This window comes from Pseudomonas libanensis, from assembly GCF_001439685.1.
Lineage (GTDB): Bacteria > Pseudomonadota > Gammaproteobacteria > Pseudomonadales > Pseudomonadaceae > Aquipseudomonas > Aquipseudomonas libanensis.
Genome location: NZ_JYLH01000010.1, coordinates 104641 through 118322, shown reverse-complemented (window position 1 = coordinate 118322; position 13682 = coordinate 104641). Strand labels below are relative to the sequence as shown.

General features: G+C 59.7%; 16 protein-coding genes. 1 reads left to right on the top strand and 15 read right to left on the bottom strand.

Annotation, left to right across the window (positions count from 1 at the left end; genetic code table 11):
* Positions 1-70 precede the first annotated feature (70 nt).
* The 10 genes from iscX to trmJ form a co-directional block, all read right to left on the bottom strand.
* On the bottom strand, positions 71-271 hold the full coding sequence (gene iscX / locus TU73_RS16835) for a Fe-S cluster assembly protein IscX (RefSeq protein ID WP_057013170.1): 201 nt from the start codon (positions 269-271) through the stop codon (positions 71-73).
* 14 nt (positions 272-285) lie between these two features.
* On the bottom strand, positions 286-627 hold the full coding sequence (gene fdx, locus TU73_RS16830) for an ISC system 2Fe-2S type ferredoxin (RefSeq protein WP_057013169.1): 342 nt from the start codon (positions 625-627) through the stop codon (positions 286-288).
* Between the two features lie 3 nt (positions 628-630).
* The gene (gene hscA / locus TU73_RS16825) at positions 631-2493 is read right to left on the bottom strand and encodes a Fe-S protein assembly chaperone HscA (protein ID WP_057013168.1); all 1863 of its coding nucleotides are present in this window, start codon (positions 2491-2493) and stop codon (positions 631-633) included.
* 51 nt (positions 2494-2544) lie between these two features.
* The gene (gene hscB / locus TU73_RS16820) at positions 2545-3066 is read right to left on the bottom strand and encodes a co-chaperone HscB (protein WP_043046817.1); all 522 of its coding nucleotides are present in this window, start codon (positions 3064-3066) and stop codon (positions 2545-2547) included.
* An 8-nt stretch (positions 3067-3074) separates the two neighbouring features.
* Positions 3075-3398, bottom strand: coding sequence for an iron-sulfur cluster assembly protein IscA (gene iscA / locus TU73_RS16815; RefSeq protein WP_003209680.1), 324 nt, complete (start codon positions 3396-3398; stop codon positions 3075-3077).
* Positions 3399-3426: 28 nt separating this feature from the next.
* Positions 3427-3813 (bottom strand): Fe-S cluster assembly scaffold IscU, encoded by a 387-nt coding sequence (gene iscU / locus TU73_RS16810; RefSeq protein ID WP_043046816.1) that lies wholly within the window; start codon positions 3811-3813, stop codon positions 3427-3429.
* A 99-nt stretch (positions 3814-3912) separates the two neighbouring features.
* Positions 3913-5127: an IscS subfamily cysteine desulfurase gene (locus TU73_RS16805; protein ID WP_057013167.1), complete on the bottom strand. Its 1215-nt coding sequence runs from the start codon at positions 5125-5127 to the stop codon at positions 3913-3915.
* Positions 5128-5177: 50 nt separating this feature from the next.
* Positions 5178-5669, bottom strand: a complete 492-nt coding sequence (gene iscR, locus TU73_RS16800) for a Fe-S cluster assembly transcriptional regulator IscR (protein ID WP_003194020.1) — start codon at positions 5667-5669, stop codon at positions 5178-5180.
* Between the two features lie 287 nt (positions 5670-5956).
* The gene (cysE, locus tag TU73_RS16795) at positions 5957-6742 is read right to left on the bottom strand and encodes a serine O-acetyltransferase (protein WP_057013166.1); all 786 of its coding nucleotides are present in this window, start codon (positions 6740-6742) and stop codon (positions 5957-5959) included.
* 2 nt (positions 6743-6744) lie between these two features.
* Positions 6745-7515 carry a tRNA (cytosine(32)/uridine(32)-2'-O)-methyltransferase TrmJ gene (gene trmJ, locus TU73_RS16790; RefSeq protein ID WP_057013165.1) on the bottom strand — a complete coding sequence of 257 codons (771 nt, stop codon included), beginning with the start codon at positions 7513-7515 and terminating at the stop codon, positions 6745-6747.
* A 145-nt stretch (positions 7516-7660) separates the two neighbouring features.
* Here trmJ and suhB point away from each other — a divergent pair, with 145 nt between their 5' ends.
* Positions 7661-8476: a type III secretion system regulator SuhB gene (suhB, locus tag TU73_RS16785; protein ID WP_005791195.1), complete on the top strand. Its 816-nt coding sequence runs from the start codon at positions 7661-7663 to the stop codon at positions 8474-8476.
* Positions 8477-8662: 186 nt separating this feature from the next.
* Here suhB and TU73_RS16780 read toward each other — a convergent pair whose 3' ends face one another.
* From TU73_RS16780 to tgt, 5 genes are all read right to left on the bottom strand, one after another.
* The gene (locus TU73_RS16780; protein WP_003194023.1) at positions 8663-9205 is read right to left on the bottom strand and encodes a glycine zipper 2TM domain-containing protein; all 543 of its coding nucleotides are present in this window, start codon (positions 9203-9205) and stop codon (positions 8663-8665) included.
* Between the two features lie 122 nt (positions 9206-9327).
* Complete coding sequence (secF, locus tag TU73_RS16775; RefSeq protein ID WP_057013164.1) at positions 9328-10242, bottom strand: protein translocase subunit SecF; 915 nt, start codon at positions 10240-10242, stop codon at positions 9328-9330.
* 9 nt (positions 10243-10251) lie between these two features.
* Complete coding sequence (secD, locus tag TU73_RS16770; RefSeq protein ID WP_043046811.1) at positions 10252-12120, bottom strand: protein translocase subunit SecD; 1869 nt, start codon at positions 12118-12120, stop codon at positions 10252-10254.
* A 62-nt stretch (positions 12121-12182) separates the two neighbouring features.
* The gene (gene yajC / locus TU73_RS16765; protein WP_003175975.1) at positions 12183-12521 is read right to left on the bottom strand and encodes a preprotein translocase subunit YajC; all 339 of its coding nucleotides are present in this window, start codon (positions 12519-12521) and stop codon (positions 12183-12185) included.
* A gap of 43 nt (positions 12522-12564) precedes the next feature.
* Entirely contained in the window at positions 12565-13680 is a 1116-nt protein-coding gene (gene tgt / locus TU73_RS16760; RefSeq protein WP_032803964.1) for a tRNA guanosine(34) transglycosylase Tgt, read from the bottom strand.
* Positions 13681-13682 lie beyond the last annotated feature (2 nt).

Genomic DNA, 13682 nt, shown 5'->3' with positions numbered 1-13682 from the left:
ATTTACGAAAAATTAAACCCGCGAATTATACGCGGGTTATTGGGTATTGCCTAACTGCGTAAAGGAGGCGTCAGTCCTGTTCTTCTTTCCAAGCTGTCTGGATAGCTTCCAGAACCTTTTCACCGCCGCGATCACGCTCATCTTCGAACCCGGGCAATGCCATGACCATGTCACGCAAAGCTACAAAGTTCAGGGAGTAAGGATCCAGCTCCGGGTTGCCATCGGCCAACAGGATAGCGATCTCTTGCACATCAACCCATTTAAGGCTCATGACAGTTCCTTGAATCAATGCGGCGCTTCGGCCGCATGGTTGAGCGAATATTTCGGGATCTCGACAGTGAGATCTTCGGTGCCGACTTTCGCCTGACAGCTCAGGCGCGACGTCGGCTCAAGACCCCACGCCCTATCAAGATAGTCTTCTTCCAGGTCATCGGCCTCGTTGAGGCTATTGAAACCTTTACGAATGATGCAGTGACAAGTGGTGCAGGCATTCACGCCGCCACAGGCACTTTCGATCTCGATATGGTTGTCATGGGCGACGTCGAGGAGGGACTTGCCGGTCTCAGCCTCCACGACCATGCCGTCAGGGCAATGTTCGGCGTGCGGTAGAAAAGTGACCTGCGGCATCAGTTATTCCTCAATTTCATTCAGGTTGCGGCCCGCCAGCGCGGCTTTAACCGTCTGATCCATACGGCGGGCGGCAAAGGCGTCTGTGACCTGCGACAAGCGCTTGGTCTGCTGCTCGATGGCATAACCATCGTTGCCTTTCATCAGTTCGGCCAACTCCTGCATCTGCAGGTCGATGACCATGCGTTCCTCGGCGTCCAGCAGACGCTCGCCATCAGCATCAAGGGCGCCCTGCACCGCTTCGAGCAGCCGCTGGGCATCCACTTGCTGCTCACGCAGCACACGGGCGACCTTGTCGTCGCCGGCGTACTGAAACGAGTCCTTGAGCATCTTGGCGATTTCGCCGTCGGTCAGGCCGTAGGACGGCTTGACCTGGATGCTGGCCTCAACGCCCGAACCCAGCTCACGGGCCGCCACGCTGAGCAGGCCGTCGGCGTCGACCTGGAAGGTCACGCGAATCTTCGCTGCGCCCGCGACCATGGCCGGGATACCGCGCAATTCAAAGCGCGCCAGGGAGCGGCAATCGCTGATCAGCTCGCGCTCACCTTGCAGCACATGAATCATCATGGCCGTCTGGCCGTCTTTGTAGGTGGTGAAATCCTGGGCGCGGGCGACAGGGATGGTGGTGTTGCGCGGAATCACCTTCTCCATCAGGCCGCCCATGGTTTCCAGCCCCAGGGACAACGGAATCACGTCGAGCAGTAACAGTTCGCCACCGTCACGCTTGTTGCCGGCCAGGGTATCGGCCTGGATCGCAGCGCCGATGGCGACCACTTGATCCGGGTCGATTTCTGTCAGCGGCTGGCGACCGAAGGCTTCGGCCACTGCCTCGCGAACGCGCGGTACGCGGGTGGAACCGCCGACCATGACCACCGCAGCCACGTCTTCCAACTCGACACCGGAGTCACGCACAGCACGGCGACACGCCCTGAGGCTGCGTGCGACCATCGGCTCGATCAGCGCATCGAAGGCTTCGCGGGTCAGCTGTGCGGACCAACTACCGTAGCAAACCTCAACAGAAGCAGCGTCAGTCAGCGCCTCTTTGGCCGCGCAGGCGGTTTGCAGCAGATTACGCTGCGCACCTGGGTCCAGGTCGGCAGACAAACCGGCGCTGGTGATGATCCAGCCTGCAATGGCGTGGTCAAAGTCATCGCCGCCCAGGGCACTGTCGCCACCGGTGGCCAGCACTTCGAACACACCGCCGGTCAGGCGCAGGATCGAAATATCAAAGGTGCCGCCGCCCAGGTCATAGATAGCAACCAGGCCCTCAGCGTGCTGATCCAAGCCATAGGCTACAGCGGCCGCAGTCGGCTCGTTCAGCAGGCGCAGCACGTTCAGGCCGGCGAGCTTCGCCGCGTCCTTGGTAGCTTGGCGCTGCGCGTCATCGAAATACGCGGGAACGGTGATCACCGCACCGACCAGTTCTCCGCCCAAGGTGGTTTCCGCACGCTGGCGCAGCACCTTGAGGATATCGGCCGACACTTCCACGGGGCTCTTAGGCCCTTGGACGGTATCGATAAACGGCATATGGGACTCACCGCCGACAAAGCGGTACGGCAGCTGGTCGCCCAATTGCTTGACGTCGGACAGACCACGACCCATCAAGCGCTTGACCGACAGCACAGTATTCAGGGGGTCGGAGGACGCCGCCAACTTGGCCGACTCACCGACTTCGGTACGATCAGCGTGGTAACGCACGGCGGACGGCAGGATCACCTGGCCATCGGCGTCGGGCAGTGGCTCGGACAGGCCGCTGCGCAAGGCGGCGACCAGGGAATTGGTAGTGCCCAAGTCAATCCCGACCGCCAGGCGACGCTGGTGCGGTTGAGGGCTTTGGCCGGGTTCGGCGATTTGCAGTAGGGCCATGGTAATCAGGTCTTATCTGTCTATCAGGCGTGCATCACGGGCAGCACTGGGTTAATCGTCGAGGCGCTCTTCTAGCTGGCGCACTTCGTAGGTGAGCTTGTCGAGGAACTGCATGCGCCGCATCAGGCGTTCGGCCTGCTCGCGTTGCGCAGCATCATCCCAACAGGCTGCGAAGCTTTCGTTGAGCTCATCCTGGGCGGTTTTCAGACGACGCTTGAAAACCGCGACACCCGCCACATCGGCTTCGTCCTGCAAGTCTTCGAGTTCTTCGCGCCACTGCATCTGCTGCATCAGGAAGTCCGGGTCATGCACGGTCACTTCCAATGGCAGCTCGCCACCGTTCATCGCAAGCAGGTAGCGCGCGCGTTTCGCAGGGCTTTTGAGCGTCTGATAGGCTTCGTTGAGGCTGGCCGATTGCTCCAGGGCCTGGCGTTGTTCACGCTCGGAAGCGTCAGCAAAGCGGTCCGGATGCACGCCACGCGCCAGTTCTCGATAGCGCGTGGCAAGCTGATCGAGGTCCAGGCGAAAGCTCGGCTGCAGCTCGAATAAAGCGAAATGACAAGGAGTACCCACGAGTAGCCTCAGATGTTGAAGCTTTCGCCGCAGCCACATTCACCGCGCACGTTGGGGTTGTTGAACTTGAAGCCTTCGTTCAACCCTTCCTTGACGAAATCGAGTTCGGTGCCGTCCAGGTAGGTCAGGCTCTTGGGATCGATGATCACTTTCTCGCCGTGACTTTCGAACACCTGGTCCTCTTCAACCACCTCGTCGACAAACTCCAGCACGTAGGCAAGGCCGGAACAGCCTGTGGTGCGAACACCCAGACGAATCCCCTCACCTTTACCGCGCCCATTCAGGGAGCGGCGAATGTGCTGCGCAGCCGCTTCTGTCATGCTGATAGCCATCGTTGACTCCTTACTCGTCGCCAAATGCTTAGATCAAGCCTTTCTTCTGCTTGTAGTCGCGAACAGCCGCCTTGATGGCGTCTTCCGCAAGCACCGAGCAGTGGATTTTCACTGGCGGCAGGGCCAGTTCTTCGGCCAGCTGGGTGTTGCTGATGGTGACAGCCTCATCCAGGGACTTGCCTTTCATCCACTCGGTCGCAAGGGAACTGGAGGCGATGGCCGAACCACAGCCATAGGTCTTGAACTTGGCATCTTCGATAATGCCCTGCTCGTTGACCTTGATCTGCAGGCGCATCACATCGCCGCACGCCGGAGCGCCGACCATGCCGGTGCCCACATCAGGGTCTTGCGCGTCCATCTTGCCGACGTTGCGCGGGTTTTCGTAGTGGTCGATGACCTTTTCGCTGTAAGCCATGGTACTGAATCCTCACTCATCAGGGCCGCTCTGGAACCCTGTAGAAACGCCTGCGTTTTCCGCCACGTTCCTACAGAGCTTGGGTGGCGGCTTCTATAGTTAGTGTGCCGCCCACTCGATCTTGGAAATATCGATGCCGTCCTTGTACATATCCCACAGCGGGGACAAGGTACGCAGCTTGGTCACGGCTTCGCAGACCTTCTGCGCGGCGTAGTCGACTTGCTCTTCGGTGGTGAAGCGGCCGAACGTAAAGCGGATCGAGCTGTGGGCCAATTCGTCGTTGCGGCCCAGGGCGCGCAGTACGTACGAAGGCTCAAGGGACGCCGAGGTGCAGGCCGAACCGGACGAAACCGCCAGGTCCTTGAGCGCCATGATCAGCGACTCGCCTTCGACGTAGTTGAAGCTCAAATTCAGGTTGTGCGGCACGCGGGCAGTCATGCTGCCGTTGACGTACAGCTCTTCAAGGTTCTCGACCTGCTTGTAGAAGCGGTCGCTCAACGCCTTGATGCGCACGTTCTCGGCAGCCATGTCTTCCTTGGCTACGCGGAAGGCTTCGCCCATGCCGACGATCTGGTGGGTCGCCAGGGTACCGGAACGCATGCCGCGCTCGTGACCGCCGCCGTGCATGGTGGCCTCGATACGCACGCGTGGCTTGCGGCTCACGTACAGCGCGCCGATGCCTTTAGGGCCGTAGGTCTTGTGGGCCGAGAACGACATCAGGTCGACTTTCAGCTTGGACAGGTCGATGTCGACCTTGCCGGTGGACTGGGCAGCGTCGACGTGCAGCAACACACCTTTGGAGCGGGTCAGCTCGCCGATGGCTGCGATGTCGTTGATAGTGCCGATTTCGTTGTTCACGTGGATCACGGAAACCAGGATGGTGTCTTCACGCATCGCGGCTTCGATCATGGCCGGGGTGACGATACCGTCGGTGGTCGGCTCGAGGTAGGTGACCTCGAAACCTTCACGCTCCAGTTGGCGCATGGTGTCGAGGACAGCCTTGTGCTCAATCTTGGTGGTGATCAGGTGCTTGCCCTTGGTCGCGTAGAAATGCGCGGCGCCCTTGATAGCCAGGTTGTCGGACTCGGTAGCACCAGAGGTCCAGACGATTTCACGTGGGTCGGCATTGACCAGGTCAGCGACCTGGCGACGAGCATTCTCCACCGCTTCCTCGGCCTTCCAGCCGAATACATGGGAACGGGAGGCCGGGTTGCCGAAGTTTCCGTCGACCAGCAGGCATTCGCTCATTTTTTGCGCAACACGCGGATCAACCGGGGTGGTCGCTGAATAATCAAGGTAAATCGGCAATTTCATGGACTTTCTCCTAAATCAGGCTGGCTGGCGTGCCGTTAGCTCTGCGGCTGTCACTCGACGGCGGACGCTTCGATCTTGTCCAGGCGCGGCGCCTTGGTGTTGCAACGGCGCTGGTCCTGACGCTGGGCTACTTCTTGCACCTCACGGCGAGTCACAAGATCAGCCAAGCTGATACCACTCAAAAACTCATGGATCTGCAGGCTCAAGTCACACCACAAGTGGTGCGTCAGGCAGGTGTCGCCAGCGTGGCAATCACCCAGGCCCTGGCACTTGGTGGCATCGACGGATTCATTCACCGCGTCGATCACCTGGGCTACCTGGATGCCCTGCATGTCGCGGGACAATTGATAGCCGCCACCTGGACCACGAACGCTGGAAACCAGGTTGCTGCGGCGCAATTTGGCGAACAGCTGTTCGAGGTAAGACAGGGAAATGCCTTGGCGCTCGGAGATATCGGCCAGGGACACCGGCCCAGTTTGCGCGTGCAAAGCCAGGTCAAGCATGGCGGTCACCGCGTATCGGCCTTTTGTAGTCAGTCTCATGGACAAGGTACCAAGGTGTTTCAGAATGGGAGCAAGTATGCGATTCCCGAGTATTTAAGTCAACTATAAGACCTAGTGCTTTAGTCGGGATTACCCGTAAAAAGGGCGCGCGAATCATAGCAGTATGGGGTGGGATCGAACAGCGTAACCAGGCCTGCCGCAAGACCATTGAGCCAATGGAGATCAAATGTGGGAGCTGGCTTGCCTGCGACAGCTGTCTATCAGCTTGCCTATAGGTTGCTGGCCACCGCAATCGCAGGCAAGCCAGCTCCCACAATGGACCGCGTTCAGCCTGCCTTGGTGGTAGCGGCTTCGTCCTTGATTTCAGCAAAGTCTTCTTCACGCAGTTCAGGCAAGTCTTTGGCACAGTAGGGGCTGCCCAGGTCCTTCAGGGCGCCACACATGCCGTCCAACTTGCCATCCACCGCCTGCAGGTGGTCGAGCAATTGGCCAATGGCGCGGGCCACCGGATCGGGCATGTCTTCGCTGACGCCGTAGGCATCGAAGCCGATCTTCTGGGCCATGGCCTTGCGCTTGGCTTCCTGCTCGTCGCCGACTTCCGGCTTGACGATGATGCGACCCGGAATGCCCACCACGGTGGCGCCAGCAGGTACAGCCTTGGTCACCACGGCATTGGAGCCTACCTTGGCGCCGGCGCCCACGGTAAACGGCCCCAACACCTTGGCGCCCGCCCCTACCACTACGCCATTTTCCAGGGTCGGGTGACGCTTGCCTTTATTCCAAGTGGTACCGCCCAGGGTCACACCCTGGTAAAGCGTCACGTCATCACCAATCTCGGCGGTCTCGCCAATCACGATGCCCATGCCATGGTCGATGAAGAAGCGGCGACCGACCTTGGCGCCAGGGTGAATCTCGATGCCGGTCAGCCAGCGACCGAAGTTCGATACCAGCCGCGCCAGCCATTTCCAACCCATGCCCCACAACACAGCAGACAGGCGATGGATCCAGATCGCGTGCATGCCCGGGTAGCAGGTCAGCACTTCAAAGGCATTGCGCGCCGCCGGGTCTCGGTGGAAAACGCTCTGGATGTCTTCTCGCAAACGCTCGAACATTGTTAATCCTTCCGCTTAAGAAGCTCGCCACGGGCCGCTTTCTGGGTTTCCGTGAGGATGCCACGCAATATATTCATCTCAGCCCGGCTCACCGAGCTGCGACCGTACAAGCGACGCAGGCGCGCCATTAAATGCCTTGGCTTTTCAGGATCGAGAAATTCGATGGCTACCAGGGTTTGCTCCAGGTGCTCATAGAAGCGTTCCAGCTCGTCCATGGTGGCCAACTCGCCACTTTTGGTCGACGCGACCTCATCCTTCTCAACCTTGCTCGGCTGGCCTTGAGCAGCCAGCCAGGCCATGCGCACTTCGTAACTCAATACCTGCACCGCCGCCCCGAGATTCAGCGAGCTGAACTCAGGGTCTGATGGAATGTGCACGTGGTAATGACATCGCTGCAGCTCTTCATTGGTCAGGCCGGAGTCTTCACGGCCGAACACCAGGGCGATCTCAGCGTCACCAGCAGCTTCTTCCACCACTTTGGTGCCGCATTCGCGCGGATCCAGCAGCGGCCAGGGAATGCGTCGGCCACGGGCGCTGGTGCCGAGCACCAGATTGCAGCCAACCAAGGCATCTTCCAACGTCGCAACAACCTGAGCGCTTTGCAGGATGTCATTGGCGCCGGACGCGCGGGCATCGGCCTCGTGGTGCGGGAATACCCGCGGCTCGACCAGCACCAGGCGCGTCAGCCCCATGTTTTTCATGGCTCGCGCCACCCCGCCGATATTGCCGGGATGACTGGTATTGACCAAGACGACACGAATGTTTTGCAGCAAGGGAGGCGCTCTCGGACACAGGAAAGGGGAGCAAATCTTACAGAACAGCCTAAGGTTATGCCATGAAAGCTAACGTCGTCCTTCACCTGAAGAAAGTTTCTGCTAGAATGCCCGGCTTTCTTTAACAACCTTAGGTGACACATCCATGCAGCCCATGCTGAATATCGCGCTGCGCGCCGCCCGCAGCGCCAGTGAATTGATCTTCCGCTCCATCGAGCGCCTGGATACCATCAAGGTCGACGAAAAAGACGCCAAGGATTATGTATCCGAGGTGGATCGCGCCGCTGAACAGAAGATCATCGACGCCCTGCGCAAGGCCTACCCTACCCACGGCATCCTCGGCGAAGAAACCGGCCTGCACAAAGGTAGCGGCGAAGGCGAAGACTACCTGTGGATCATCGACCCACTGGATGGCACCACCAACTTCCTGCGCGGCATCCCGCACTTTGCCGTGAGCATCGCCTGCAAATACCGTGGCCGCCTGGAACACGCCGTTGTGCTGGACCCGGTTCGCCAGGAAGAATTCACCGCCAGCCGTGGCCGTGGCGCCCAACTGAACGGCCGTCGCCTGCGTGTCAGCGGTCGTACCAGCCTGGAAGGCGCCCTGCTGGGCACCGGCTTCCCGTTCCGTGACGACCAGATGGACAACCTGGAAAACTACCTGGGCATGTTCCGCGCCCTGGTTGGCCAGACCGCCGGCATCCGCCGCGCCGGCGCAGCCAGCCTGGACCTGGCGTACGTCGCCGCGGGTCGTTTCGATGCATTCTGGGAGTCGGGCCTGTCCGAGTGGGACATGGCTGCAGGCGCCCTGCTGATCCAGGAAGCTGGCGGTCTGGTGAGCGATTTCACCGGTGGTCACGACTTCCTTGAGAAAGGCCACGTGGTTGCCGGCAACACCAAATGCTTCAAGGCAGTACTGACGGCGATCCAGCCGCACCTGCCGGCTTCGCTGAAGCGCTAAGCGAGCGAGCACAAAAAAGCACCCCATAGGGGTGCTTTTTTTATGCCTGGATTCAACCTGACGCCGATCCAAGGTGGGAGCTGGCTTGCCTGCGATAGCGGCCTGCCAGCCAACTCATCTTGTTACTGACCCACCGCCATCGCAGGCAAGCCAGCTCCCACATTTAGCCCCATGCAAAGCTTGGGGTTACTGCTGGTTCTGACCCAGGATCAGACGCCCTTCCTTATCCACCGGAATCTGGCTGCCCGGATCACGCTCCATACGCACAGTCCCTTCCTTGCCATCCAGGTTGTAACGCACGTCATAGCCAACAACCTTGTCGCTGATGTCATTGACGGTGTTACAGCGAGTTTGCGTGGTGGTGTAGGTATCGCGGTTCTGCATGCCTTCCTGAACCTTGTTACCGGCGTAACCACCACCGACTGCACCGGCCACGGTGGCCAGCTTCTTACCGTTACCGCCACCGATCTGGTTACCCAGCAGGCCACCTGCAAGGGCACCCACTACGGTACCGGCGATTTGATGTTGATCCTGCACCGGACGCTGCCGGGTCACGGTGACGTCCTTGCAGACCTCACGAGGGGTTTTAATCTGGGTTTTCACCGGCTGCACCGCCAGCACTTGCGCATACTCAGGGCCGCTTTTTACCAGGCTGTAGGTGGCAACAGCGCCCCCGGCAGTCACACCGACAGCACCCAATACCGCACCAACCAGCAACGACTTGTTCACATGAACCTCCTGACCATCACAAGCGGACCGAAACGTCCGCGCTATACCCAGCCTTGGAGCCAAAAAAAAGGCACGAGTTCAATCTCGTGCCTTCTTTGTAACAGCGTATCAACGAATATCCATCAAGGACGGTCGTCGACCTCCTTGTCGGTAGCAGCAGGAGGGATCAGGTCTTCGCTATTGAGGTTCAGCCAGATCAGCACCACGTTGGCGATGTAGATCGACGAGTAGGTACCCGCCAGCACGCCGATGAACAGCGCCAGAGAGAAGCCCCACAGGTTGTCGCCACCGAAGATCATCAGCGCAGCAATCGCCAGCAAGGTGGAGATCGACGTCGCCATGGTCCGCAGCAGGGTCTGGGTGGTGGAGATGTTGATGTTCTCGATCAACGATGCCTTGCGCAGCACCCGGAAGTTCTCACGAACCCGGTCGAATACCACGATGGTGTCGTTGAGCGAGTAACCAATGATCGCCAGCACGGCCGCCAATACGGTGAGGTCGAAGGTGATCTGGAAATAGGCCAGGATACCCACGGTCACGATCACGTCGTGGATCAGCGACACAATGGCGCCGACACCGAACTTCCACTGAAAACGGAAGGCCAGGTAGATCATGATGCCGACCAGCGCCATCAGCATGCCGAGGCCGCCCTGGTCGCGCAGCTCTTCACCGACCTGCGGGCCCACGAACTCGACGCGCTTGACCGATGCCGGGTTGTCGCCGCCGACCTTCTGCAAGGCCTCGGCCACCTGGTGACCCAGTTGCGGGTCTTCGCCAGGCATACGCACCAGCAGGTCGGTAGTCGCACCGAAGCTCTGCACGACGGCTTCGTGATAGCCGGCCTTGACCAGCTCGTCGCGCACCAGGGTAACGTCGGCCGGCTTCTCGTAGGTCAGCTCGATGAGCGTACCGCCGGTGAAGTCCAGGCCGTAGTTCAGGCCCTTATGGAACCAGCTGAACAACGCCAGAACGGTAAGGAGCACGGTGACGCCGAACGCAATGTTGCGAACGCCCATGAAGTTGATTGTACGTAACATGGCAGCCCCTTAAATCCACAACTTCTTGAAGTCACGTCCGCCAAAGATCAGGTTGACCATTGCGCGGGTCACCATGATGGCCGTGAACATCGAGGTAAAGATACCGAGGGACATGGTCACCGCAAAACCTTTGACGGGGCCTGTGCCCATGGCAAAGAGAATCCCGCCGACCAACAGGGTAGTCAGGTTGGAGTCGAGAATCGCGGTAAATGCCCGGCCGAAGCCTTCGTTGATTGCACGTTGTACGGTCATGCCCGCCGCGATCTCTTCACGGATCCGCGAGAAGATCAGCACGTTGGCGTCCACCGCCATACCCATGGTGAGTACGATACCGGCGATACCTGGCAGGGTCAGTGTGGCCCCCAGCAACGACATCAGCGCCAGCAGCATCACCATGTTGCCCGCCAGGGCGACAGTGGCGATCACACCAAAGAAGCGGTAGATGGCGATGATGAACAGCGACACGAACAACATGCCCCACAGCGCGGCATCGACACCCTTGGTGATGTTGTCGGCACCCAGGCTCGGGCCAATGGTACGCTCTTCAGCGAAGTACATCGGTGCAGCCAGGCCACCGGCACGCAGCAGCAGCGCCAGCTCGGAGGACTCGCCCTGGCCGTTCAGGCCAGTGATGCGGAATTGAGCACCCAGCGGCGACTGGATGGTCGCCAGGCTGATGATCTTCTTCTCTTCCTTGAAGGTCTGTACCGGCACGTCTTTCTCGACGCCGTTGACCATCTGCTTGGTGTAGGTGGTGACCGGGCGCTGCTCGATGAAGATCACCGCCATGCTGCGACCGACGTTGCTGCGCGTGGCGCGGCTCATCAGTTCACCACCGTGGCCATCCAGGCGGATGTTCACTTCAGGGGTGCCGTGCTCGCCGAAACCGGCCTTGGCATCGGTCACCTGGTCACCGGTGATGATCAGGCCACGCTCGATCAATGCTGGAGGACGATTGCCTTCGCGGAACTCGAACTCTTCGGAGGTCGCGCGGGTGGCACCCGGCTCAGCCGCGAGGCGGAATTCCAGGTTGGCAGTCTTACCCAGGATACGCTTGGCTTCGGCGGTGTCCTGCACGCCCGGCAGCTCAACCACGATGCGGTTGGCGCCTTGACGCTGCACGATCGGCTCGGCCACACCCAGCTCGTTGACGCGGTTACGTACCGTGGTCAAGTTCTGCTTGATGGAGTATTCGCGGATTTCGGCAATCTTGGCCGGGCTCATCGCCAGGCGTAGTACCGCCTGGCCATTGAGGTCGGCTGGCACGATGTCGAAATCATTGAAATTCTTGCGGATCAGCGCACGGGCCTGTTCGCGAGAGGCTTCGTCAGCAAAGCCCAACTGGATGGCACCGTTGAGCTGCGGCAGGCTGCGATAACGCAACTTCTCTTTGCGCAGCAAGCTCTTCACGTCGCCTTCGTAGACTTTCAGGCGCGCATCGAGGGCCTTGTCCATGTCCACTTCCAGCAGGAAGTGCACACCACCGGACAAGTCCAGACCCAGCTTCATCGGGTGCGCGCCAATGCTGCGCAGCCATTGCGGCGTGGTCTGTGCCAGGTTCAACGCAACGACATAGTCATCGCCCATGACCTTGCGCACGACATCTTTGGCCGGCAATTGGTCTTCTTGCTTGGTCAGGCGCAACAAGCCGCCTTTGGAACCAGCCGCCAAGGTTGCCGCTTTAACCTGGATACCCGCGTCGTTGAGCGCTTTGCTCGCGCGTTCCAGGTCAGCCTGATTGACCTGCAGCGAAGTGCTGGCGCCAGAGATCTGGATCGCAGGGTCATCAGGATAGAGATTGGGAGCGGAATAAATAAAACCGATCGCCAGCACCGCCAGGATCAGTACGTATTTCCACAGAGGGTATTTGTTCAGCATCACGCCGCCCGCTTATAACGCGGGGCGCCTTGCGCGCCCCGTCGATTGGTAAAGGTTGTTACTCAGATCGCTTTGAGCGTGCCTTTAGGCAGCGTGGCGGCGATGGCGCCCTTCTGGAACTTCATTTCTACGGTGTCGGAGACTTCCAGTACCACGAAAGCGTCGGAAACCTTGGTGATCTTGCCGGCGATACCGCCAGTGGTCACGACTTCGTCGCCTTTCTGCAGGCTGCCCAGCAGGTTTTTCTGCTCTTTGGCGCGCTTGGCCTGTGGGCGCCAGATCATCAGGTAGAAGATGACCAGGAAGCCGACCAGGAAAATCCACTCGAAACCACCGCCCATAGGGCCGGCAGCAGCAGGCGCAGCGGCGTCAGCCATGGCGTTAGAGATAAAAAAGCTCATTTAGCACTCCAGTTGCAAATAGTGAATCTTAGGGTCGGGAAACTCAGTCCAAGGGCGGCACAGGGAGCCCGCGCTTGGCATAGAAGGCATCGACGAAGGCGGCCAATGTACCCTGTTGAATAGCCTCGCGCAAACCAGCCATCAGGACTTGGTAGTGACGCAAATTGTGGATGGTATTCAACATGCTACCCAGCATTTCCCCGCATTTGTCCAAGTGATGCAGATAAGCACGGGAGAAGTTCTGGCAGGTGTAGCAGTCACAGGTGGGATCCAGCGGCGAATCATCATGGCGATGGAACGCGTTACGGATCTTCAGCACGCCTGTATCGATGAACAGATGCCCATTGCGGGCATTACGGGTTGGCATCACGCAATCGAACATGTCCACACCGCGGCGCACACCCTCTACGAGATCTTCCGGTTTGCCAACGCCCATAAGGTAACGAGGTTTGTCAGCGGGCATCAGGCCCGGCAGGTAGTCGAGCACCTTGATCATTTCGTGCTTGGGCTCGCCCACCGACAGACCGCCAATGGCCAGGCCGTCGAAGCCGATCTTGTCGAGGCCTTCCAGCGAGCGCTTGCGCAGGCTTTCATGCATGCCGCCCTGGACGATACCGAACAGCGCGGCCGTATTGTCGCCATGGGCATTCTTCGAGCGCTGGGCCCAACGCAGCGACAACTCCATGGAAATGCGTGCCACGTCTTCATCGGCCGGGTACGGCGTGCATTCGTCGAAAATCATCACGATGTCGGAGCCCAGGTCACGCTGCACCTGCATCGACTCTTCCGGGCCCATGAACACCTTGGCACCGTCCACCGGCGAAGCGAAGGTCACGCCCTCCTCCTTGATCTTGCGCATGGCGCCCAGGCTGAACACCTGGAAACCACCGGAGTCGGTGAGGATCGGGCCTTGCCACTTCATGAAGTCATGCAGGTCGCCATGCTTCTTGATCACTTCCGTGCCGGGGCGCAGCCATAGGTGGAAGGTGTTGCCGAGGATGATCTCGGCGCCGGTGGCGACGATGTCACGGGGCAGCATGCCCTTGACGGTGCCGTAGGTGCCGACCGGCATGAACGCCGGGGTCTCTACGGTGCCACGCGGGAAGGTCAGGCGACCGCGACGGGCTTTGCCGTCCGTAGCGAGCAATTCAAACGACATAC